This window comes from Candidatus Edwardsbacteria bacterium (genome assembly GCA_018821925.1).
Classification (GTDB): domain Bacteria; phylum Edwardsbacteria; class AC1; order AC1; family EtOH8; genus UBA2226.
The window spans coordinates 1-21,351 of record JAHJLF010000058.1 but is presented as its reverse complement, the minus strand read 5'-3'; the positions used below and the strand labels follow the sequence as shown (position 1 = coordinate 21,351).

Below are 21,351 nucleotides of genomic sequence, written 5' to 3'. Positions count from 1 at the left end.
CTTCCAGTATTTTCCAAGCTGATAATAAATGGCGCTTACCAGCCTTACCGTGTCCTCCCCGGAGGACAGCAGTTTTTCGTAAAGTATCAGCGATCTATCCCGATCTTTGGTGCAGATGGCGCCGGCCAGTTCGTAGCTCTCGACTTCGAATGACGACCCTGCCAGTGACTTTATGTCCGCTTCGGTTATTTCGGACCGGTTTTGACCGATGGTATATATCTCGAACTTTTCGATCTCCTTGTCCAGGATGCCCAGGTTGTTGCCGGAGATTTCAACCAGCATCTGGGCTCCGGCAGGGACGATCTTTAATCCCCTGGCGGAGGCTTTGGCCATCACCCATTTTACGGTCTCGGTCTCCTTAAGTTGGTTGAAGACCAAGGTGGGTATTTTTTCAACCAACCCCTTGTAAAAGGCTGTTTTCTTTTCCAGATTAACGGAACATAATATCAAACAGACATCCTGGCTGGGAGAATCCAAATGTTCCAGGATCAGCTTCCGGCTCTTGACAGAGAGGGACTCTATCTCTTTGACCACTATCAGCCGCTGTTCGGCAAACATCCCCAGGCTCTGGGTACGCTGAATGATGCTGATCCCGTCCTGCTCGGTGGCCGAGATGCGTTCCAAACCCTGTGAAACCTGGGATTCCCCCAGGAAAGCCAGAGCTAACCGGCCTATGGCCTGATCTTTAAGATACTCCTCTTCCCCCGGGAAAAAATACGCCAAAGCTATCTTTTTTGTCGCGATCTGACGTTCTAAGTCGTTAAATGTCATCTTAATTGTATAGTTTACTAACTAAATAAGGATTTGTCAACAAAATTCTTAAAACGAAATATTCGATTAAAATAAAGCCGGGCCCTTTAAGAGGCCCGGCTTTCTGAGGCAAGTTTTAACGGAGAATGGTCATCCTCTTGGTCAGTGTTTTGTCCATGGTCCTGAGCTGGTAGATATACACGCCCGATGCCAGTTTGGCCCCATTGCGGTCGGTGCCGTTCCAGTTGATAGTATGGTATCCGGCAGCCAGTTTGCCATTTGCCAAAGTAGTGACTTTCTGTCCCAGCACGTTGAACACCTCCAGGCTGACCTGGGCCGATGCCGGCAGGCTGAACCTGATGGTGGTACCGCTTGTCATGGGATTGGGGGCGGCGGACTGGAGCTGCAGGACATAGGCCCGAACCTCCGGCCTTCCCTCCACCCCGGTGGGAATACTGGTAAAGCTGACCACGGTATCCGGCAGAAATGCCAGGCTGTTGCCGGCGGTGTCTGTGCCCGCGGTCATGATTAGCGAATAGGTCGTGCCGTAAGTGTACGGGTTGTCCGGCGTCACGGTCACTGTGTCGAGAGTGGCGTTCCATGTCAGCACCATATTACCGGCGTCTGGCGATGTATAGCCGTTGACGCTTGAGGTGTCCATAGTCTCGGAGAAAACGATCACTATCGGTTCGTTGATCCCGACATCCATCGCATTCCAGGCCGGGGAAATGCCTGTGATGTATGGTGCAATAGTATCGCCCACTATGGTGGTGAACATGAAGCTGTCAGGCAGAACTGTCAGGGGATTTCCGGCCATATCCGTCAAAGAAGTAATCCTGACCGTATAAGAAGTATTCGATATCATCGGGTCATGGACCAGGAATAAGGTATCCATGGTTGCGTTCCAGGCCGGCTCTTCGTTGGGGCTGGGGGTCATGCTGCCGGCCAGTGATAAAGTATCCATCGGCTCGGAGAAAGCGATGTAGATCGCTGCATCCAGTGCCACCTCGGTAGCCTCGTCAGCCGGCGAGGTGGAAACGATGTACGGCGCAATGGTGTCTCCCGCGCTGTAGATGGCATCCTGGTCCTTGGCCAAGGTAAAGAAATCAAATGCAGTCAGGCTGTCGAGCACCACCGATCCACCGTCCGAGACCCCTCCGGGATTTCTGGTGCCGATCACCGGGAAGGTCCAGGCACTGTCGTACCTGGCAGCAACCATGCTGGGCTCATCGGTGGATTCAATAAAGCCGGTGTTGAAATCAAAAGACAAATAATTCAGGGTCAGGTCGTAGTAATCGAACTCCACCAGCGAGTCCGGCCGCATTCCCAACTCCCAGTAACGGCTCATGCAGTTCTCGGGGACACTGACACCTGGAGCGGTCGAAGTATAAGTGCTGACCGACAGAAGACCCTGTTTGGTGACGTTGTTGAAATCAACGGACACAGGCGAATATCCCGAAACGGTGCCTATATCATAGGCTTTGTTTATATTGGCGCCTGCTTCTATCAACCTTCCCAGGGTGCCGATGACATAACCGCTTGAACGGGCCACTTCAACGGCTTCCAACATATTGCTTCCGGTAACGTTCACGATCCCATCTATTAGGAACAGGGTGTCATTTACGTTGACTGTTTCATCTATCGTCATTCCTGCGGGATTGTTAATTGTCAGCTTCTGGACGATGTCGGTGGTGGGCATTTCATAGCCGGTGGTGCAGGGGTATGCGTAGATATAGATTAGATTGACAGAGTTCATGAATACCGGCGGCTCGGTCAGCAGGCCGGCAGTCCTTTGGATGGTGGAATTATCCAGCATTTTTATGTTGTGAGCGCTGTCGATGACACCGCTCATGAGACCGAGTTTTCCGGCAATGGTCAGCGGATAATTAAAAGCGAAGCCGGCGATGTTGTTGAAATTCAGCGAATCCAGGAATGTCAGGGTATCGGTGTTGGGGAACAGCAGGCGGCCGCCTGTATTGATGTTAAACACCTCGCTGCCGGTGCCATTGGCCATGATGGAGTCCCCGGCTGAGAGCATCCCCGAAATGTTTACCGTGGAGGTGTTGCCGGTGGTCACCGAGACGTTGAAATTCGATCCGTTATACATGATCATATTGCCGTCGATGTTGACCACGGCGTCGCCCATGCCGGAAGTGGCGGTGGCGCCGTTGGTCCCGTAGGCAAAGAACGAACCGGGTCCAAAACTCAGGGTCTTGCCGGCATTGATGGTGTATGTGGTGTTTACCTTGCCGTTCGAGTACAGGGCGGCGCCTACAAAATGAAGGTTAACGTCCTGGTCGAAAGTTATGCCGTAATTGCCAGAGCCGTTTGGCCTTATGCGGGAGATATCGGTGCTGCCCGCACCCTGGATAACTAGATCGTTGGTGTATCCAAAGTTTATCGAGATGCCGTCACCAGCGATACCCCCTCCCATCACTCCATCGTTGATTAAAGTGCTGCCGTAGATATTCAGATACCGGTTTGATGTCGAGTTGGTGTATAGTTTGGCGTTGGTCTCAATAATTAGATTGAGGCAGTTCTTTCCGCTGGCCTCCACCATGACAGAGTCGCCGGTCCTGATGGTAACATTATTGGCCGAAGTTGGTACCACGGTGGCCGGGATCCAGCTGGTGCTGACAGTGTCATAGGTCGCCCACGTTCCAAACACGCCCCAGTTGCCGCTGACGGCCGAGCGGCAGTCTCCGTGGACCTGCCCCAAAGCACTAATAGCGGTAATCGCTAAGGTCGCCAGGATAAATAAACTTGTTTTTTTCATGACCCCTCCATTAATAATGAGTAGTGTTTTTATCATTCTTATTTGATATTTTAACATATTTGAGCAGATTGTCAATAATTTTATAAGGTTTGCTTTGTTTATAGCACCATTGCCCAGTCTATTTTATTTCCGTTGTAATTCCTTTTGGCCCTCCGGGCAGGAACAGGGACATCCTCCGCAGGTTCTCCAGGGCCACCGGGTTCCCCGGCTCCAACAGCAGGGCCTTTTGAAAGGCATCGCTGGCCTCCTGCACCCGGTTCAGACCGGCATAGGTGCCGCCCAGGGCCAGGTACAGTGAGACCTTGTTTTGTTCGTATCTCACGGCCTGTAGAAAATAATCCAAAGCTTGGTCGAACAGCAGGTTCTGGGCCAGATACATCCCCCTCTGGTACAACATCTGGGGCATCATCCGGTAAAGCAGTTTATCCCGAAATGACAGGCCCAGGGTATCAATGTTGAGCAATTGTCCGGAGAACATGAAATCATCCGGCACCCGTTCGATCATGCCCGGAAGCTTCAGCCGATACAGCAGGCCTTCGGGTATCCGCTGGTGATAAGGTGCTATCTCGGCAAAATCGCCTATTGGTTTATTCTGGGTAAGATACGGCGGGTTGTCGTAGTAATTGACCAGCAGTATGGCGTTTATCATGGCTATGAATTCCTGCTGGATGGCTTGATGATTATAGGGTTGGCCGTGCTCAAAAGGATACAGTTGTTTTTTAAAGGCCTCTATCCTTTCCCGGCAGGATTGGTATAATTCCGGATAACGCATTTGCAGATAATCCAGATACCAGCTCCTTCGCAGGAGTTCCTTGTCAATCAATATGACATCCGGGCGGAGATGGTCATTCTGCATCAAGTAAAGACAGGGCGAGTAGATATCCCAATTATCAACCAGGATCAAACTGTTGGGCGCGGACGATTCCAGGACATTGCCGGCCAGGGCATAGGCCATCTGGTTCCGGCTGTTGTCATTGGCCCTGAAAGTCAGCGCCATAGGCAGGATAAAAAGCACCAGCACCGTGCTCGCGAAGACGGCCGCCAGTCTTTCCTGTCTGACCGCCAGCCACCGGTGGATCCAATCGAGCCCGAAAGCCATGAAAATAAAGGAGCAGATGAAGGCCGGGATGAAATAGGCCTCGATATCGGGTATGCTGTAATTGATGCCGTAAAACACCGCTAAACTAAAGATTGCCAGCAGGGACCAAAAAAGGATTCTGCTTTTTTTGAATACGGCATATATCCCGGGAAGTATCAGCCACCAAAGATATATGCCCGGGTTGTCCAGCCATAGCTTTGCGAAGTTCCTGAGATTGGCCAGCAATCCTCCAAACGATTGGTTGAACATCCACACCTGGTATTGTTTTCCGCTGACATGCCAAAAGAACCTCTCCCCATTGTTGGGGTTGCCCCAATTTAACAACGGAGCCAGGTTTGACCGGATGGGCAGGAATAAATAAATTGACAGGCCTAAAATAAAAAATAAAACAACGCCCCACAATATTTTTACCTTTGATCTATCTATCTTTATTAGTGCCATCACCAACAATCCGGGGATTAGCCATAGCAGGCTTAGATGATTGCCCAGGCCCAGCCCGGTCAGGAAAGCCCCCAACAGCAAATATCTGCCCTCCCGGCATTTATTGTATCTGACGGCTAGCCACAGCAAGATCGTAGCCAACAGAGCAGTCAGGGCATAGACTTCCAAAAAGACCGCCTGTTGCCAGATCACCGGCGAAAATGCATATATCAGCGATGCTGAAAATGCGAGCTCCCTCCTGATATCCAATTCCGCTATTATCCGGTACAGCCAGCTGGCGGAAAGGGCCATAAACAAAGATGACAGCAGGTTCAGTTTCCAGGCCAGCTCCCCTAAGGGAATAAGGAACACCCATAGTCTGCCGATTAGGGTATATAATGGATATCCGGTGGGATGGGCTATGCCCAGCGACTGGCAGACCAGTGATAGTTCCCCGGAGTCTATCGGGCCGATGGTGGGGGCCATGGTTTTCAGATAGACCAGGAAGGAGATTAAAAAAACGAGCCCGGGCCCTCCGCCTGGGCCTATGCTCGCTGCGATAAGTTTTTTCACTTTGATGATCATTGTAAAATCGTTAACATTGGTGTCTTCCGGTGTAAAATGGTGCGCCCGGCCCGATTTGAACGGGCAACCCCCAGCTTCGGAGGCTGGTGCTCTATCCAGTTGAGCTACGAGCGCGTTTTAGATGCTTATATTTATGTCAGGCTTTCATGCGTCTTGCCCCGCCGAAGGCGGGGAGCTACGAGCACATTGCCGCTAATTATAACTTTTCTCGGGAAAAAAATCAAGCAGATAAACTACAGTTCCAGCTTTTGCTCGGGGTCGGGCACCAGGACCTCACGCCCCGCTTCTTTAAAAGCTTGGGCCAGGCTCTGGCTTTGGGTTTCTTCGCCGTGAACCAGAAATATCTTTCCCACTCCGTCCTTCATATTGTCCGCAAAGTTCATCAGATCATTGCGGTCGGCATGGGCGGAAAAACCGTTCAGCACTTTTATCTCGGCCCTGATATCCTGCTCCTCGCCGAATATTTTTACCGAAGGGGATTTATCCACCAGCCGCTTTCCCAAGGTGCCCTGGGCCTGGAATCCGACTATCAAAACCATATTTCGCGAATCGCCCAGGGAATTCCTCAAATGATGCAACACCCGTCCTCCTTCGCACATTCCCGAGGCGGAGATGATGATGCAGGGGGCGTTGGAGCTGTTGAGTTTTTTCGAATCTTCCGACGTCATGACATAGGTCAGACGGCCAAAACCGAAAGGATCGCTGTGATTGTCGATACGGTCCCTGGTCTCTTTATCGAAGCATTCCGGATGCATCTTGAATATATTGGTAACATTTATCGACAAGGGGCTGTCCACATAGATGGGGACGGCCGGCAGTTTCCCCGCCTGGAACATGCCGTGCAGTTCATAGACGATCTCCTGGGTGCGTCCCACCGAAAAGGCCGGGATGATCAGCTTGCCTTTGCGGTTATAGACCTGCTTGACGATCTCCTGGAGTTTCCGACTGGTCTCTTCTATGGGGCCGTGAACCCTGTCGCCGTAGGTGCTTTCCATCAAAAGATAGTCGGCTCCTGCGGGTTGATAAGGATCGCGGATGATGGGCAGATGCTTCCGGCCCAGGTCCCCGGTAAAGAAGAATTTTTTACTGTGGCCGTTCTCGGTAAGCTCCAGATCCACCATGGCCGAGCCCAGGATATGGCCGGCATCGTGGAATACGGCCTTTACTCCTGGCAGTGGGTTGAAAACCCTTTCGTATGACAAGCTGACAAAATAATCCAGCGCCTTTTCAGCGTCATCCATGGTATACAAAGGTTCTTTAAGCGGCAGTCCTTTGGCCGCCCTTTTTTTGTTGACAAATTTTATATCGCTTTCCTGGATATGGGCCGAATCCCGGAGCATCAAGCCCAGCAGATCCCGGGTGGCCGAGGTCATATAGATGTCACCCTTGAAGCCGTTCTTTATTAAGGTTGGAATATTCCCACTATGGTCCAGGTGGGCGTGGGAAAGGATCATGGCGTCTATGCCGGCAGGATCAAAAGGAAAATTTTTATTGAGGTTGTCGCTCTCCTCCCTCCTCCCCTGGTGGATCCCGCACTCCAAAAGCAGTTTTTTGCCCCCCACCTCTATCAGATGCATGGACCCGGTAACCTTCTTGGCGGCTCCGTGAAAAGTGATGTTCATTTTATCATGACCTTTCCTAAATGTTTTTCGTTCATAGCAGACTGAGTTCGCCCCTCTCCAGACGCAACAGCCTTTCTTTCCATCCCACTCCGGCTGAAAACCCGCCGGCAGAAAGGTCCTGCATGATCACCCGGTGGCAGGGAATAACGACAGACAGGGGATTCAGGCCCAGCGCTCTCCCCACCGCTTTGAAAGCTTTGGGGTGATGAATCTGGTCGGCCAGCCACTTGTATGACCGCACCTGACCGTAGGGTATCTGGCGGACCTTGTTCCATACCTCGCGTTCAAAAGGCGTGATGCCTCTCAAATCCAGGGGATAACTAAAATCAATCGGGATCCCGGAAAAATATCCGGCCAGGTCAACGTAAATATCTTCGAACCTGCCGGGGCTTTGGATGAACTGGCATTGATGTCTGGCTTCCAGTTCTTTGAAATAAGCCTCCAGATCATGTTCCCCCAGAATCACCGAGAACAAGCCGGCATCGGTGGAGGACACAAAGACCTTTCCTAACGGCAGATCATATTGACAGTAATGTATTTTCATCTACTCTTTTCCAATTCCTGCAATATCCTGGAGGCCATTGTTGCACCGACGACCTCGGCCAGAGCTTCCTGGCTGGCCGAGGAGATGCGTTTTACTGAGCCGAATTTTCTTAGCAGTCGGCCGGAGATGCCGGGGCCCACTCCCTTGATAGAAATTAATCTGGTATTGCCGGCGCGTTTGGCCCGGAGGGCATGGTGGTATCTCTGGGCAAAACGATGGGCTTCGTCGCGCAGACGCTGCATCAAATGCAAACCGGAAGAGTTCCGGGGAAGGCTGACAACGCTGCCGTCCTCAAGAAACAACTCCTCCATCCTTTTGGCCAGGCCGGCCATGGGGATATTATAGCCTTTTTCCCGCTTCGATTGCAAGGCGGAGTTAAGCTGGGGCAATCCACCATCCACCAGGATCAGATCGGGCATATCTGTTTTGGCTTCCATAACATGATCCAGGTAGCGTCCCACGGTCTCCTTGATCATTGCCGTATCATTGGGTCCATTGATCCTGATCTTGAAATGCCGGTATCCCGCTTTATAGGGCCTGGCGTCCTTGAAGCAGACAGCCGAACCCACGCTGTCAGTCCCTGAGATATTGGAAATGTCGAAAGCCGTCATCAGCCGGGGAAGTTTATCCAGACCCAAAGCCTGTTGAACCTCTATCAGAGGCTTGGCGGTTTTGGCGTTTAATCTCTCCCTTCCAGCCACCAACTCCTCCATCTTGCTCTTAAGCTGCTTTTGGGCGAACGCCAGGAGCTTCTTTTCGGTATTGTTAGACGGCAGTTTAAGCGAGACCCTGGTGCCCTTGAAATTACGCATCACCTCTTCCAGCAGGGCCCGGTCCTCAGGCAGGGTTTCCAAGATTATATTATCGGGAATGGTAAGGGAACTCAAATAATGCTGGGAGATGAATGACGCCAGAAGTTCAGGATCCCCGACCCCCAGGGGATCTTCTATGGCCCGGTCATACCTGGCCACCAGCCTCCCGCCCCGGAAAGAAAGCACCGTGATGACGATCTGTTTTTTTAACCTGGCCAAGGCAATGAAATCAGCATTCATCTCCCCCTTAAAAACTATTTTCTGCCTAGCAATGACCTTTTCCAGGTTCTGCAGCTGGTCCCTCCAGTGGGCCGCCTGCTCAAAATCGAGTTGTTTGGCGGCGGCGTCCCGTAATGCTTCAAGCTCATGCACCAGCTCCCGGTTTCGCCCGGAGATGTACTTCACTATGGCATCTATCATCGTACGATATTCTTCGGGACTGACCCTGCCCTGACAGGGGGCCAGGCAGCGCCCAATCTGATGGTTAAGGCAGGGGCGGGAGGGTTTTTTATTGGGAAGCGGGTGAAGGCAGGTCCTGACGGGAAATATCTGTTTGACCAAAGCCAGGGTCCTATTCAGTGCAGTGCTGTCGGTGTACGGTCCAAAGAGCCGCGAACCGTCTTGGTTTAAGTTGCGGGTGGAGAATATCCGGGGATACGGCTCGCTGGTTATCTTTATCCAGGGGAATTTCTTGTCATCCTTCAAAAGAATGTTGTACCTGGGCTGTCGTTTCTTCACCAGTTCAGCCTCAAGGATCAGGGCCTCCGGTTCGGAATCGGTGACGATATATTCGATATCAACCGAACTGGAGGTCAGCCTTTCCTCCTTGACGTCGCCACTGTTCCGAAAATGTCCCAGGACCCTGTCGCGGATATTTTTAGCCTTACCGATGTAGATATCCTTCCCGGCGGAATCCTTAAAGATATAGACACCCGGCTGTTCCGGGAGATTGTTTATTTTATCCCGAGGTTTCATAAAATACTAAACGGGTTGAATGCATTGGATGGAATTGTTCCCTGGGGAATTGACCAGGGGGGCCACCGGATGACACTCCAGGGTCTCCGGAGGGTACGGCCGGAGCAGGGCTCCTAGGGCTTTTTCGTCGAAAACATCGTTGTCCAACCAGAGACGGTAATCCTCCCGGGCGATTATGCCCGGCATCCGATCATGCACCGGCTGCATCAGGGAGTTGGCCGCTGTGGTGATGATGGTGCAACTGTCGAGCGTCCGGCCGTCGGGACCGCGCCATGATTCGAACAGTCCGGCCAGACCCATGGGGGCTGGATCCTTCAGGTGGAAATAATACGGAACTTTCTGTCTGCCTCGGCCGCCCCATTCGTAAAAACCGTCGGCTATGACCAGGCAGCGCTGGCTCTGAAAAGGCTTTTTAAAACTGGACTTCTCCGTCAGCGTCTCCGCCCGGGCATTGATCATTTTGTATCCGGTTTTTTCGTCCTTAGCCCAGGGAGGGATCAGGCCCCAGCGCAATGCCTCGACATTCAACCTATCCCTTTTGACCACTATCGCCACATCGTTTCCCGGAGCAATATTATAACTGGGCTCCAGCAGAAATGAGATATCGCTTAGTTCGATATCGAACTCCCGGGAGATCTCCTCTCCCCCGCTTTTTCTAACGAACCTGCCGCACATAATATAAAGATAACCAGATATTACAATTTGTTTTTATAGCGCAATTAAACAGATTTTTTGTAAAGATCATTTATACAGCATTCCCCGATACTTTATTTCTTCGATGTACATCACTTCGCAGGAGCCATTTCCGACGTCCTCCCGGCTCAGGGAGGAGTTCCACCAGAAATTGCTCTCCCCCTTGACGGCATCCACATAAACCAGAAAGCCGTAGGCTTCGACGGTATCTCCGGAGGAGATGTGCAGCAGGGCCGCCCGGATGTTCTGATTGGCCGGAATGGCATGGGTATTAGCCGAATAACGGGCGATGAAAGCATTGTCGAAAGGAAATTCCTCATCATATCGCCAGTAATACCAGCGATTCCCCTGCGACCACTTCACGTATTTGTACAACCCGGTGGTTGTCATTTTATCCCAGGCCACCGCCAGGTCGCAGGGGGCTATGGTCGAGTTCCAGTCCGAGCCATAGTTCTTTCTCCCCAGCACCAGTCCCTTTAAAATATATTCGGCCTTGGGCTTTAAGGTGATATCGTAGCCATTGACCGTTATTTTGATCGGCTCCTGATCCTCCAGCGGCAGTTGCACCGGATCGCCTTTGATATCGATGGCTTCGCTGTCGACGGTCCCTTCCGGCGGAGTCCCGCAGGATTGCAGCAATATCAGGCAAAATATAGTCATCATGACAACAGCGGCGTTTCGGGACATATTTTAAGCGCTCCTTTTTCAGATTCTCAAGCTTTTACCACTGGCAGATCATACCGGTCCGAGTTGTTTCGGCGACAACGCCTCAGATCACAATATATCATTTATCCTATTGGCTTTCAAGAGGAATTGTCCTCAGAAGATGATATATTATTTTGATCCGGAAATGGTCAAGTTATTATTGATAAATTCACCTGTTTTATGTTATATTTACTGGCAAAGGGAATATTTGGAGATACTATGAAATCGTTTGCTCAAAAAGTCATCGCCAGCCTGCCGGCCAAAGGAATAGATTACGCTGATGTAAGGGTGATCAACTCCCGACAGCAGAATATATCCACCAAGAACGGAACGGTGGAATCGGCCACCAATTCCTCCGACCAGGGCTTCGGACTACGGGTGCTGATCAATGGATCCTGGGGCTTCGCCTCCAGCTCCAAGCTGGAGACATCCGAGATAGCCAAGGTGGTCCGGCTGGCCGTGGAGATAGCTCGGGCCTCCGCCCTGTCGCCCGGGGAGCCGGCGGTGTTGTCCCGCTTGAAAAAACAAACCGGGAGTTATAAAACAAAAATCCAGAAGGACCCCTTTAAAATACCCTTGGAGCAGAAGATCTCCCTGCTGTTGGAGGCCGACACTATCATGCGCCGGAACCCGGATATAAAAGTGGCCCGGGGCAGCCTGTGGTTTTTCAATGAAGACAAGGTGTTTGCTTCCACCGATGGCAGTCTGCTGTCCCAGGGGATCACCGAATCCGGTGGAGAGATCAGCGCCCTGGCGGTGGACGGTCCCGAGGTCCAGATTCGAACCTACCCCAATATGGGCGGAGATACCGGCCAGGCCGGATATGAATTCATCGAAAAGATGGATCTGGCAGGCAACGCCGAGAGGATATCCCGCCAAGCCTCATTGCTCCTTAAGGCCCCGGCCTGCCCGGCCAAAAGAAGCACCGTCATAATAGCCACCAACCAGCTGGCCCTGCAGGTGCATGAATCGATCGGGCATCCCATCGAATTGGACCGGGTCTACGGCACCGAGGCGGCCTATGCCGGCACCAGTTTTCTAACCACCGATAAACTGAATACCCTTAAGTACGGGGCGGATATTGTCAACGTCAATGCCGATGCCACTGTGCCAGGAGGGCTGGGGACATTCGGCTGGGATGACGAAGGGGTGCCGGCCCAGAAAGTATCCATAATAAAGAACGGCCTTTTTACCGGCTATCTGAGCTCCCGGGAAACGGCGGCCCAGCTGGGCCTGTTGTCGGGCGGCGCCATGCGGGCCGACGGCTGGAACCGGATCCCCCTGATCCGGATGACCAATATCAACCTGGATCCCGGCAGATGGGATTATCAGGATCTCATCGCCGACACCGCTGACGGGGTCCTGTTCGACACCACCAAGACCTGGAGCATAGACGATAAAAGGCTTAATTTCCAGTTCACCACCGAGATCGCCTGGCAGATCAAGGGCGGTCGGATTACCGATCAGGCCTACAAGAACCCGACCTATACCGGTATGACCCCCGAATTTTGGAATTCATGCGATGCCATCTGCAACCGCAGATCATGGCACCTATGGGGCATCCCCAACTGCGGCAAGGGCCAGCCGGGGCAGACCTCTCATGTCGGGCACGGCGTCTCCCCTGCCAGGTTCCGCAACGTTCAGATAGGAGTTTCCTGACACCTCATATGTCAAACAAGAGATACATAAAAATCCTGATCCGAACGGCTGGCTATTCTCTGATGCTGGTTTTGCTGGCCGGGACTTTGGGCTGCGCCTACTTTAACACCTATTACAACGCCCAGAAACTCTACAACTCGGCCAGCAAGAAGCACCGACAGTTTCCCGACACCACCGCCGCCACCAGTGCGGAAAAAGAGGGCCTGAAAAAAGCCATCGATAAATATGCCGACGTGGCCCTTAAATATCCCAACAGCCGCTGGGTTCTTCCCAGCCTGTATAATATGGGCAATGCCTATTATCTGAGAGGCGAATATGACAAGGCGGCCCGCAAGTATCAGGAGATATGGCACTATTACCCGGAAAGTAAATATTCGGCTTGGTCTCAACTGAACAGCGCCCTTATTTCCTATAACCTGGGGCAATGGGACAAGGCCTTATGGGAATTATCACAAATAAAGACCGACGACAAAAACACCATCCAGAGATCGGCTTACCTGGAGGCCCTGATATTACAGGCCATCCCCGATTATCCCAAAGCTGTCATCTCCTGGGAACGCTTCCTGCATAAACACTATAAAAGTAATTTGACAATTAATGCGCGGTATAATTATGCCCGGTGCCTGTTTTCCTTGAATGAATTCACCAATTCCATCCGGGAGCTGGAGATAATTCTGGATTCCAGAATCAAAAAGAACTTCCGTTATCAGGTCGCCATGTTGCTGGGACAAGCTTACCAAGGAAATGCCAGACATTCTGAAGCCCTGCCCCTGTATCAGCGTTTATTGAAGCGGGAGTCCGACAAGGGCCGGATATCCGCCATAGAACTGGAGATCTTGAACTGTCAAACTCCAAGAATCACGGCCGCTGATGCGGTCGGACTGTATTATGGTCTGGCGCAGAAATATCCCAAGACAGCCATATCCTCCGAGGCCTTGTTCAAAATCGGTCAGATCTATGAAGCCGGACAGGAGTTAGACAGCGCTTTGGTTTACTATAACAAAGCCCGAAACGAAAACCCAGCCGTCTATGTCCGCGAAGTCACACTAAAGAAAAGCGCTGATATCTCTTTACTGCTGGCCTATCGCCAGCAATCCGACCAGCAGGCAGCCGAACAAAGCGCCAAATTACAGTTTCTGATGGCGGAGCACTACTTGTTCGGTCTTAACAAGCCCGACTCCGCTCTATCCACATATTCCCGGGTGGCCAGTGATTTTGCCGAGCAGCCCCTGGCCCCCAAGGCCTGGTTTGCCGCAGCCTGGACGGCCCGCCACCGCCTGTCGGATAATTCAAAAGCCGACAGCATCCTTTCTGTCCTGATAGAAAAATATCCCCGGACCAGATATGCCAACGGTGCCAGGCTGATGCTGAATCAGCCGATAGATACAACCGTAATAGACATTGAGCCGGAGATCGAAATGAATGTTAAGCCCCTGGAACAGAAGAAAGAAGTCCCTCCGATGCCGGCTGATACCGCCCAGACACCCCCGCCCGATAGTGATGCCAAAGATAGTCTGCCCAAACCTCTGATACCGGGGCCAAATATGAACCGAGAGATGAATCCCAAGTAAATGAAACAATATCCTTTAATAGCAATCACCTCGAACGCCCGGGTTAGCGCCAAGGCCTATGAACTGTCCTTTAAGGCTCCTGGGTTGGCAAAAAGCGCTGACCCCGGTCAATTTATACATATCCGGCTTAGTCCCGGGTCCAGTTACCCATTGCTTCGCCGTCCTTTCAGCATCAACGACATCCAGGGAGGCAGAATATCTGTCCTCTACGAGGTCAAGGGTTCCGGCACCGAGCTGCTCTCCAAAATGTCGACCAAAGACACCCTGGATATCATCGGGCCGCTGGGAAAAGGTTTTGACATTGATCCCAGCAGACGGCACCACCTGCTGGTGGCCGGGGGCATGGGCATCGCGCCGCTGGGCTTTCTGGGCCGCCGATTGAAGAGCCTGAAACTGAAACACCAACTGCTTTACGGGTGCCGATCTTCTTCCGAGCAGATAAAACCCGACATCAAAATGTGCAGCATGTCCAGCGACGACGGGAGCTGCGGAAAAAAAGGCCTGGTCACCTCCCTGCTGTCGGATAAACTGGACGGCTGCCAGGACCCGGTGGTATACGCCTGCGGACCGTGGCCCATGCTTAAGGCGGTGGCCCGAATCTGTCAAAATAAAAACATCCCCTGCCAGGTTTCTTTGGAATCTTTCATGGCCTGCGGGGTGGGGGCCTGCCAGGGCTGCGTGGTCAGGGGCAGCGACGGTGGCTACATTTCGGTCTGTGACCAAGGCCCGGTGTTCGACAGCCGACGGATCGATTGGGACCAGGAATCTGTGATATGAAAAGCGTCAAAAAGATAGACCTGCGGGTCAACATTGCCGGATTGGAATTAAAAAATCCCGTCATTGCCGCCTCCGGCACTTTCGGTTATGGCACCGAATACTCCGGGATGGCAGAGCCAAGGGATTTCGGGGCCGTTATCACCAAGACCATCACCCTGGCGCCCCGGGCCGGCAACCAGCCGCCCCGGATCTGCGAGACGGCCAGCGGGATGCTCAATTCCATCGGTCTGGCCAACGTGGGGTTCGAGACCTTTAAAGACGATAAGCTGCCCCGCCTGATCGGAAAAGATACGGTGATCATCGCCAACATCGCCGGCAACACCATTGAAGAATATGTCGAACTGGCGGGAAAGCTGAATAAAATAACCGATATCCCGGCCCTGGAGTTGAACATCTCCTGCCCCAACGTCAAGCAGGGCGGGATAGCCTTCGGGATCGATCCGGCCAGCGCCGCGGCCCTTACCAAAGCGGTCCGCAAGGTCTACAAAAAGACCCTGATCGTCAAGCTCAGCCCCAACGTCAGCGACATTGCCGCCATCGCCAAGGCGGCCGAGAAAGCCGGGGCCGATGTCCTGTCGCTGATCAATACCCTCTACGGAATGGCGGTGGACAGCAAAAAGCAAAGGCCTGTGCTGGGCAATATCACCGGCGGCCTCTCCGGGCCGGCCATCAAGCCGGTGGCCCTGTACAATCTCTATAAGACCTACCATTCGGTCAAGATCCCGCTGATCGGCCTGGGGGGGATAATGAATTATACCGATGCCATTGAATTCATGATCACCGGGGCATCGGCGGTGCAGATAGGCACGGCCAATTTCGTCGATCCCGCGGCCGTGAAAGATATCATAATAGGTATGGCCGGCTACTGCCGGGACAATAACCTCAACTCCGTAACTAAACTGACCGGGATATTAAAATGCTGATATTTAATCGAAAAAATCAATTATACTTTCTGGCCTTTCTGCTGGCATTGTTGGGATGCGCCCCGGCCCCCATCTACCGCGCAGGACCGGCAAGGGAGACGGCCTCCCCCAAGAGCGATCCCGTCAAGGGAAATGAGAAGCCGGCCGCCGAATGGCCCCTGACCACCACCACCGGCATCGCCAGCTATTACGGGAAGGAATTTCACGGCCGAAAGACGGCCAACGGCGAGACCTTTGATATGAATGCCATGACCGCCGCCCACCGCACCCTGCCCTTCGGCACCATGGTCCGGGTCACTAACCTGGCCAATGACCAGAGCGTCACCGTTCGGATCAACGACCGGGGCCCTTTTATCAAGGGACGGATCATAGACCTTTCCTACGGGGCCGCCAAATCCATTGATCTGCTGTCCATCGGGCAGGTCAAACTGGAAGTGTTAAAATACCCCAAATGAACGAAAGGATTTTGATGAGCATCTCTCCCCGTGACCGGCTGATAGTGGCCTTGGATGTGCCGGACCTGAAGAAAGCCCGGGAATTGATCGACCGGCTGGGCCCCTCGGTGAATTTTTACAAGGTGGGCAACCAGCTGTTCACCTCCTGCGGCCCCAAGATAGTGGAGTTGATCAAGGAAAAGGGACACCAGGTCTTTCTGGATCTTAAATACCACGACATCCCCAACACCGTGGCCAAGGCCGCCCAGGCGGCCTACGAGCTGGGTGTTGACATGTTCAACATGCATGCCATGGGCGGTTTTTCTATGATGGAGACGGCGACGGCGGCAGTCACCAATTCCGCCTCCAGCGATAAAATGCCCAAGCCCGTCATGCTGGGAGTGACTGTCCTGACCAGCATGGACGAGGCCACCTTCCAGGATGTGCTGGGCACTCCCGGACGGTCCATAGACGAGCAGGTGCTGCATCTGGCCCGTTTGAGCCAGAGCGCCGGGCTGGACGGCGTGGTGGCCTCCCCCCATGAGATAGCGATGCTGCGCCGGGAACTGGGAAGCGAGTTCGTGATCCTGACCCCCGGTATACGACCGGCCGACAGCTCCAGCGACGACCAGAAGCGCTTTCTGACCCCGGGCCAGGCCATCAAGACCGGGGCCGACTACCTGGTGGTGGGCCGTCCCATCACCACCGCCCAAGATCCGGCCGACGCCGCCACAAAGATAATCAAGGAGATCGAAGATGCTCTCAAATGAAGATATCAAACAGATCCTCATCAAAAATGAGGTCCTGCTGGACGGTCATTTCCTGCTGACCTCGGGACGCCACAGCCGGTTCTACTTTGAAAAATTCCGGGTCCTCCAGCAGCCAGCCGACGCCGCCCTGTTCTGCAGGACCATTGCCGAACATTTCAAAGGAACGGATATTGACACAGTGGCTGGGCCAACCACCGGCGGGATAATCATCGCCTTCGAGGTGGCCAAGGAGATGGGCAAAAAGGCCATCTATGCCGAGCGGACCTCCGATGGCCGGGGATTTTTAAGGGGCATGTCTTTGGCCAAAGGGGAAAAGGTGCTGGTGGTGGACGATGTGATGACCACCGGAGGCTCGGTATTGGAGACCATCGAGGCGGTAAAGAAGGCTGGGGCGGAACTGAAGGGCGTGGCGGTGTTCATAGACCGCAGCGCGGACAAGCCGGATTTCGGGGCCCCCTTCTTTTCGCTGTACCATGAGAAGGTGGAGACCTTCGATCCCGAAAATTGTCCGTTGTGCCAGCAAGGGATACCGCTGGCCAAGCACGGCAGCAGCCCCAAGAAATAGCAGATATTATCTGTCATTCCCGGCTTGACCGGGAATCCACGGAAAAAGAACAAAGCCCCTTCTGACGAAGGGGCTTTGTTCTTTAGTTGTTATATTTATCTTACCACCACAATTTTCCCCGAAGCTCTTTGTCCCTGAGAATGGAGCCCAACCAGATATACCCCGCTGGCCACCTTGTGTCCAGCTTCGTTGTTCCCATCCCAAGAAATATTATAGACGCCTGACCTTTTATTTTCGCTGAACAGAGCCCGCACCTCTTGGCCTAACAGGTTGTAAATTTTTAGTGAGGCATTGCCATTTTGCGGCAACTGATAGCTTATCTTATTGCCCAGCACTTCCAGCGTTAAGCCTGTTGTTTTAATCTCTGCCGGGCTTCTTTGCTCATCCGCCACACCTGCCGGGCCGTAACCCTGAAGAATCCTTAACCCTGACAAACCGTCTGCCACAAATATCAAGCTATCAGAGTATGTGACCCCATAGCATAGGTCCGGTGTATTGTAATAGCCTATAGTTTGGTAGGTGCTTATATCAAACACCTTCAAGCCATATTCACCATCCGCAATAAAAGCATACTTACCATTTAAAGCCACATCTCGTGAATTATATGTTGAGAACATACCAATAGCAATAAGGCTATCTTTTCTAAATGCATGCAATCCGAAATGCCCCCATGCTACATACACAAAATCACCCGATATAGCTAGAGATAATGCATAATCGTTAGCAATTGAGGTCCAGGCCCAATTAGTCAGGAAGGGGTTGGCCTTATCACTGATGTTTACTTTTCTTAGTCCAGAATCACCATCTGCTAGGTAAGCAAAACTATCCATTACTGCCACACCACATGTATTCCCCGGTGTATCATAATATCCCACTTCGAAGGGGAAAGCAGGGTCTGATATATTTATAATACGTAATCCGCAATTATAATCAGCCACATAGGCATAGTTTCCGGAGACAGTTAACCTTTTCGCATATCCTGGCGTATTATAACAACCAGCAAAATGCGGGTTGTTATAATCGCTGATATTTATAATAGTTAACCCAGAGGTGCCGGACGCAATATAAGCAAAACTATCTAAAACAAAAACGTCGCAAGCAAAAACCGAATCACAGTAGCCAACTTCGTAAGGCATAGCAGGGTTGGCTATATTAATTATTCGCAAACCCCAGGCATCATCAGCAATAAATGCATGATCATTATTTACAAATACTTTTTTAGCAAATCCAGGTGTGTCATAAACACCCACCGTTCTAACATTCAAGCTGTCAGCATGTGCAATAAGCTGAAAACTTGTAAGAAGCACAACCATAGACAACACTTTTTTCATGCAACTCCTTAAGATAATAATTTACGGTTAGTATATCTATAGGTGCAATATACAACAAAATGTTATAAATGTCAATATAGTTTATATTATATTTCAAACCATAATTATAATAGGCTATATTAAAATTATGTAGAAAAAAAGAAGCCCCTTTCCAGGGGCTTCTTTGACTTAGGTGTTATTTCATGAACGGATAGGGAATGGTGATATAGGTATCGGCCGGCTTGCCGTTCTTGGTCCCCGGTTTGAACACCGCCTTGTAGGCGGCATCGGTGGCGGCCTCGTCGCAGCCGTATCCGATCCCCCGGATCACCTCGGCGTTCTTAACCTTGCCGTCCGGCCCCACCGTTATCTTCACGAACACCCTCCCGGTGATCCCGGCCTTGCGGGCGGATTCCGGATAGGACGGAGAAACTATTTTTATCGCTTCCGGCTCGGTGGGGCGAATTTCAGGCTCCGCGGGGGCCGGGGCGGGCGTAGCCTCGGCTACCAGCAAGTCCTGGGGGTTCACCGCGGCAGGCTTGGGCGGAGTCATCGGAGTCGTTGTGACCGGCCTGGGAACAGGCTGTTCGGTCCTGGTGGCTATGGGCTGAGGCTTGGCGGTGGCCGCGGCCGGTTTCTCGGGCTGGTTTCTTTCCGGAGCGACGGTTTCCACCGGCTGGGATGGCGGCGGCGGCACAACAGCGGCAGGCGCCCCGGAGGCCATGGCCTCCCCCCTTCTTTCGGCGACCGGTATCCACCACTCGTCCAGCGAAGCCATCGGCCCGCGGGCATCCTGGGCCGGACCCTTGACCCCCTTATAGATGATGGTGACCACATCCGGGACGTAGAGATAGGTGGCCGGCATCTCGGTATTGACCACCTGCTGGAACTTGACCCAGATATCCTTGGCCTTGCGGCGGCTCAAAGTGGCCAGGCCCACGTCGATCAGACTGTCCACCGAGGGGTTGGAATACTTGAGGATGAAATTGTATATGCCCTTCTCCGGGGCCGAATGCCATACCGCCGTGGGATCCACCTTGAAATCGTTCTTCCAGGAGAACAGCATGGCGTCGTACTGGCCGCTTCTCAGCCGCTGAATGAATGTCCTGGCATCCACCACCGCCAGGTTGACCTTGACGCCAACGCCCTTCAGCTGCTCCCTGATAAGGACCGCGGTGGCCTCCTGCACCGGCTGTCCCTGGGCCAGCAGCAGGTTGAGCTCCAGCACCTGCTTGGGCCCCTTGGCCAGATAGCCTTCGCGGTTCTTGTCTTTCCAGCCCATCTCGGCCAGCAGGGTTTTAGCCTGTTGGGGATCATAGGGCTGGGGTTTCTGGTCCTGATCGTAGGCCCAACTGGTGGGCAGGAACGGCCCGTTGGCCGGCTTGCCCTTGCCCATCAAAACGTCGTTGATCAATGCGATCTGGTCGATGCTCAGGGCGAAAGCCTTGCGCAGATTGACATCGGAGAACAGCGGGCTGTTCAAATTCCAACCGATGAAAGTGTAAGTGCGTCCGGGATATTCAATGGAGGTCAGGTTGGGATCGCCCTGGACCTTGAGGGCATACTGGGGCGACAGGTCGTTGGTCATGTCCACCGAGCCGCTCTGCAGGGCATTCATCAGGCTGGCCTCATCCCCGAAGAATTTAAAGACGATCCGGTCCAGAGCCGGTTTGCCCTTGTAGAAATCCGGATTGGCAGCCAGCACTAAACGGTCTCCCCGCACCCATTCTTCCACCCTATACGGCCCGTCGCTTACCGGGTTGGCGTCGAATTCGGTGGAATTGGCGGCACTCAGCTTTTCCAGAATATGCTTGGGCAGGACCATGATCCCGGTGTCGAACAGCTCGTCGGAGTATACCCGGTTGAAAACGAACTTCACCGCCAAAGGCCCAACCACCTCGACCTTCTCCACGAACTGCAGGCCGCCGGACCGGGCGTATTTTATCTGGGGATCGCGCATCATGTCGAAAGAGAACTTGACATCCTCGGCGGTCACCGGCTGCCCGTCGCTCCACTTGGCGTCCTTGCGCAGAATATAGGTAACCTCCTTGAAATCCTCCGAGAATTTCCAGGAGCGGGCCAGCCCGGCCACGATGTTCATTCCCTGGTCGAAACGGTGCAGGCTCAGGAAGAGCTTTTCATGGATATCGGTAGAGGCCGTGAATGACAGCCGCAGCGGGTTCAAGGAGGCCGGCTCGTTCATGGTGCCGATGGTCAAAGTCCCTCCGGATTCGCTGGGCGGATACTTCTCGCTTTTGGAACATCCGGACAATACCAGGAAGAATCCGGCGATCATCAAAAATATGCCGCGAAAGACCCATGACTTCATGGTTGGCTCCTTTATTAACATTCTATTAAGTG

The 21,351-nt window shown here is 52.8% G+C and carries 17 protein-coding genes and 1 tRNA gene; 7 read left to right on the top strand and 11 right to left on the bottom strand.

All coding sequences use genetic code 11. The features are described 5' to 3' along the window. The 9 genes from holA to KJ869_07030 all read right to left on the bottom strand — a co-directional run. Positions 1-771, bottom strand: a 771-nt coding sequence (gene holA, locus KJ869_07070) for a DNA polymerase III subunit delta (protein MBU1576952.1), incomplete at its 3' end; no start/stop codon positions are given. A 115-nt stretch (positions 772-886) separates the two neighbouring features. Continuing rightward, positions 887-3,526: an Ig-like domain-containing protein gene (locus KJ869_07065; GenBank protein ID MBU1576951.1), complete on the bottom strand. Its 2,640-nt coding sequence runs from the start codon at positions 3,524-3,526 to the stop codon at positions 887-889. A 118-nt stretch (positions 3,527-3,644) separates the two neighbouring features. Then, entirely contained in the window at positions 3,645-5,630 is a 1,986-nt protein-coding gene (locus tag KJ869_07060; protein MBU1576950.1) for a DUF2723 domain-containing protein, read from the bottom strand. Positions 5,631-5,667: 37 nt separating this feature from the next. After that, positions 5,668-5,744 (bottom strand) — tRNA-Arg (locus KJ869_07055). Between the two features lie 119 nt (positions 5,745-5,863). Beyond that, positions 5,864-7,252: an MBL fold metallo-hydrolase gene (locus KJ869_07050; GenBank protein ID MBU1576949.1), complete on the bottom strand. Its 1,389-nt coding sequence runs from the start codon at positions 7,250-7,252 to the stop codon at positions 5,864-5,866. A 31-nt stretch (positions 7,253-7,283) separates the two neighbouring features. Continuing rightward, a complete protein-coding gene (locus KJ869_07045) occupies positions 7,284-7,796 on the bottom strand; it encodes a methylated-DNA--[protein]-cysteine S-methyltransferase (GenBank protein ID MBU1576948.1) in 513 nt (170 codons plus the stop codon). Continuing rightward, positions 7,793-9,583 (bottom strand): excinuclease ABC subunit UvrC, encoded by a 1,791-nt coding sequence (gene uvrC / locus KJ869_07040; GenBank protein ID MBU1576947.1) that lies wholly within the window; start codon positions 9,581-9,583, stop codon positions 7,793-7,795. The genes KJ869_07045 and uvrC overlap by 4 nt, the downstream gene beginning before the upstream one ends. A 6-nt stretch (positions 9,584-9,589) precedes the next feature. After that, complete coding sequence (locus KJ869_07035) at positions 9,590-10,258, bottom strand: SOS response-associated peptidase (GenBank protein MBU1576946.1); 669 nt, start codon at positions 10,256-10,258, stop codon at positions 9,590-9,592. A gap of 66 nt (positions 10,259-10,324) precedes the next feature. Next, on the bottom strand, positions 10,325-10,939 hold the full coding sequence (locus KJ869_07030; GenBank protein MBU1576945.1) for a hypothetical protein: 615 nt from the start codon (positions 10,937-10,939) through the stop codon (positions 10,325-10,327). Positions 10,940-11,200: 261 nt separating this feature from the next. Here KJ869_07030 and KJ869_07025 point away from each other — a divergent pair, with 261 nt between their 5' ends. The 7 genes from KJ869_07025 to pyrE all read left to right on the top strand — a co-directional run bounded on the left by KJ869_07025 (position 11,201) and on the right by pyrE (position 17,680). After that, on the top strand, positions 11,201-12,640 hold the full coding sequence (locus KJ869_07025; protein ID MBU1576944.1) for a TldD/PmbA family protein: 1,440 nt from the start codon (positions 11,201-11,203) through the stop codon (positions 12,638-12,640). Positions 12,641-12,648: 8 nt separating this feature from the next. Beyond that, positions 12,649-14,211, top strand: coding sequence for a tetratricopeptide repeat protein (locus tag KJ869_07020; protein ID MBU1576943.1), 1,563 nt, complete (start codon positions 12,649-12,651; stop codon positions 14,209-14,211). A gap of 150 nt (positions 14,212-14,361) precedes the next feature. After that, positions 14,362-14,988, top strand: a complete 627-nt coding sequence (locus KJ869_07015; GenBank protein MBU1576942.1) for a dihydroorotate dehydrogenase electron transfer subunit — start codon at positions 14,362-14,364, stop codon at positions 14,986-14,988. After that, the gene (locus tag KJ869_07010) at positions 14,985-15,911 is read left to right on the top strand and encodes a dihydroorotate dehydrogenase (GenBank protein ID MBU1576941.1); all 927 of its coding nucleotides are present in this window, start codon (positions 14,985-14,987) and stop codon (positions 15,909-15,911) included. The genes KJ869_07015 and KJ869_07010 overlap by 4 nt, the downstream gene beginning before the upstream one ends. Next, positions 15,905-16,366, top strand: coding sequence for a septal ring lytic transglycosylase RlpA family protein (locus tag KJ869_07005; GenBank protein ID MBU1576940.1), 462 nt, complete (start codon positions 15,905-15,907; stop codon positions 16,364-16,366). Before KJ869_07010 ends, KJ869_07005 begins: the two co-directional genes overlap by 7 nt. Before the next feature lie 14 nt (positions 16,367-16,380). Then, positions 16,381-17,115, top strand: coding sequence for an orotidine-5'-phosphate decarboxylase (gene pyrF, locus KJ869_07000; protein ID MBU1576939.1), 735 nt, complete (start codon positions 16,381-16,383; stop codon positions 17,113-17,115). Continuing rightward, complete coding sequence (pyrE, locus tag KJ869_06995; protein MBU1576938.1) at positions 17,102-17,680, top strand: orotate phosphoribosyltransferase; 579 nt, start codon at positions 17,102-17,104, stop codon at positions 17,678-17,680. Before pyrF ends, pyrE begins: the two co-directional genes overlap by 14 nt. 95 nt (positions 17,681-17,775) lie before the next feature. On the opposite strand, the gene KJ869_06990 is transcribed toward pyrE, so the two are convergent. Further along, a complete protein-coding gene (locus KJ869_06990; GenBank protein MBU1576937.1) occupies positions 17,776-19,011 on the bottom strand; it encodes a T9SS type A sorting domain-containing protein in 1,236 nt (411 codons plus the stop codon). 175 nt (positions 19,012-19,186) lie between these two features. Next, a complete protein-coding gene (locus KJ869_06985; GenBank protein MBU1576936.1) occupies positions 19,187-21,319 on the bottom strand; it encodes a TonB family protein in 2,133 nt (710 codons plus the stop codon). Between the last annotated feature and the right edge of the window lie 32 nt (positions 21,320-21,351).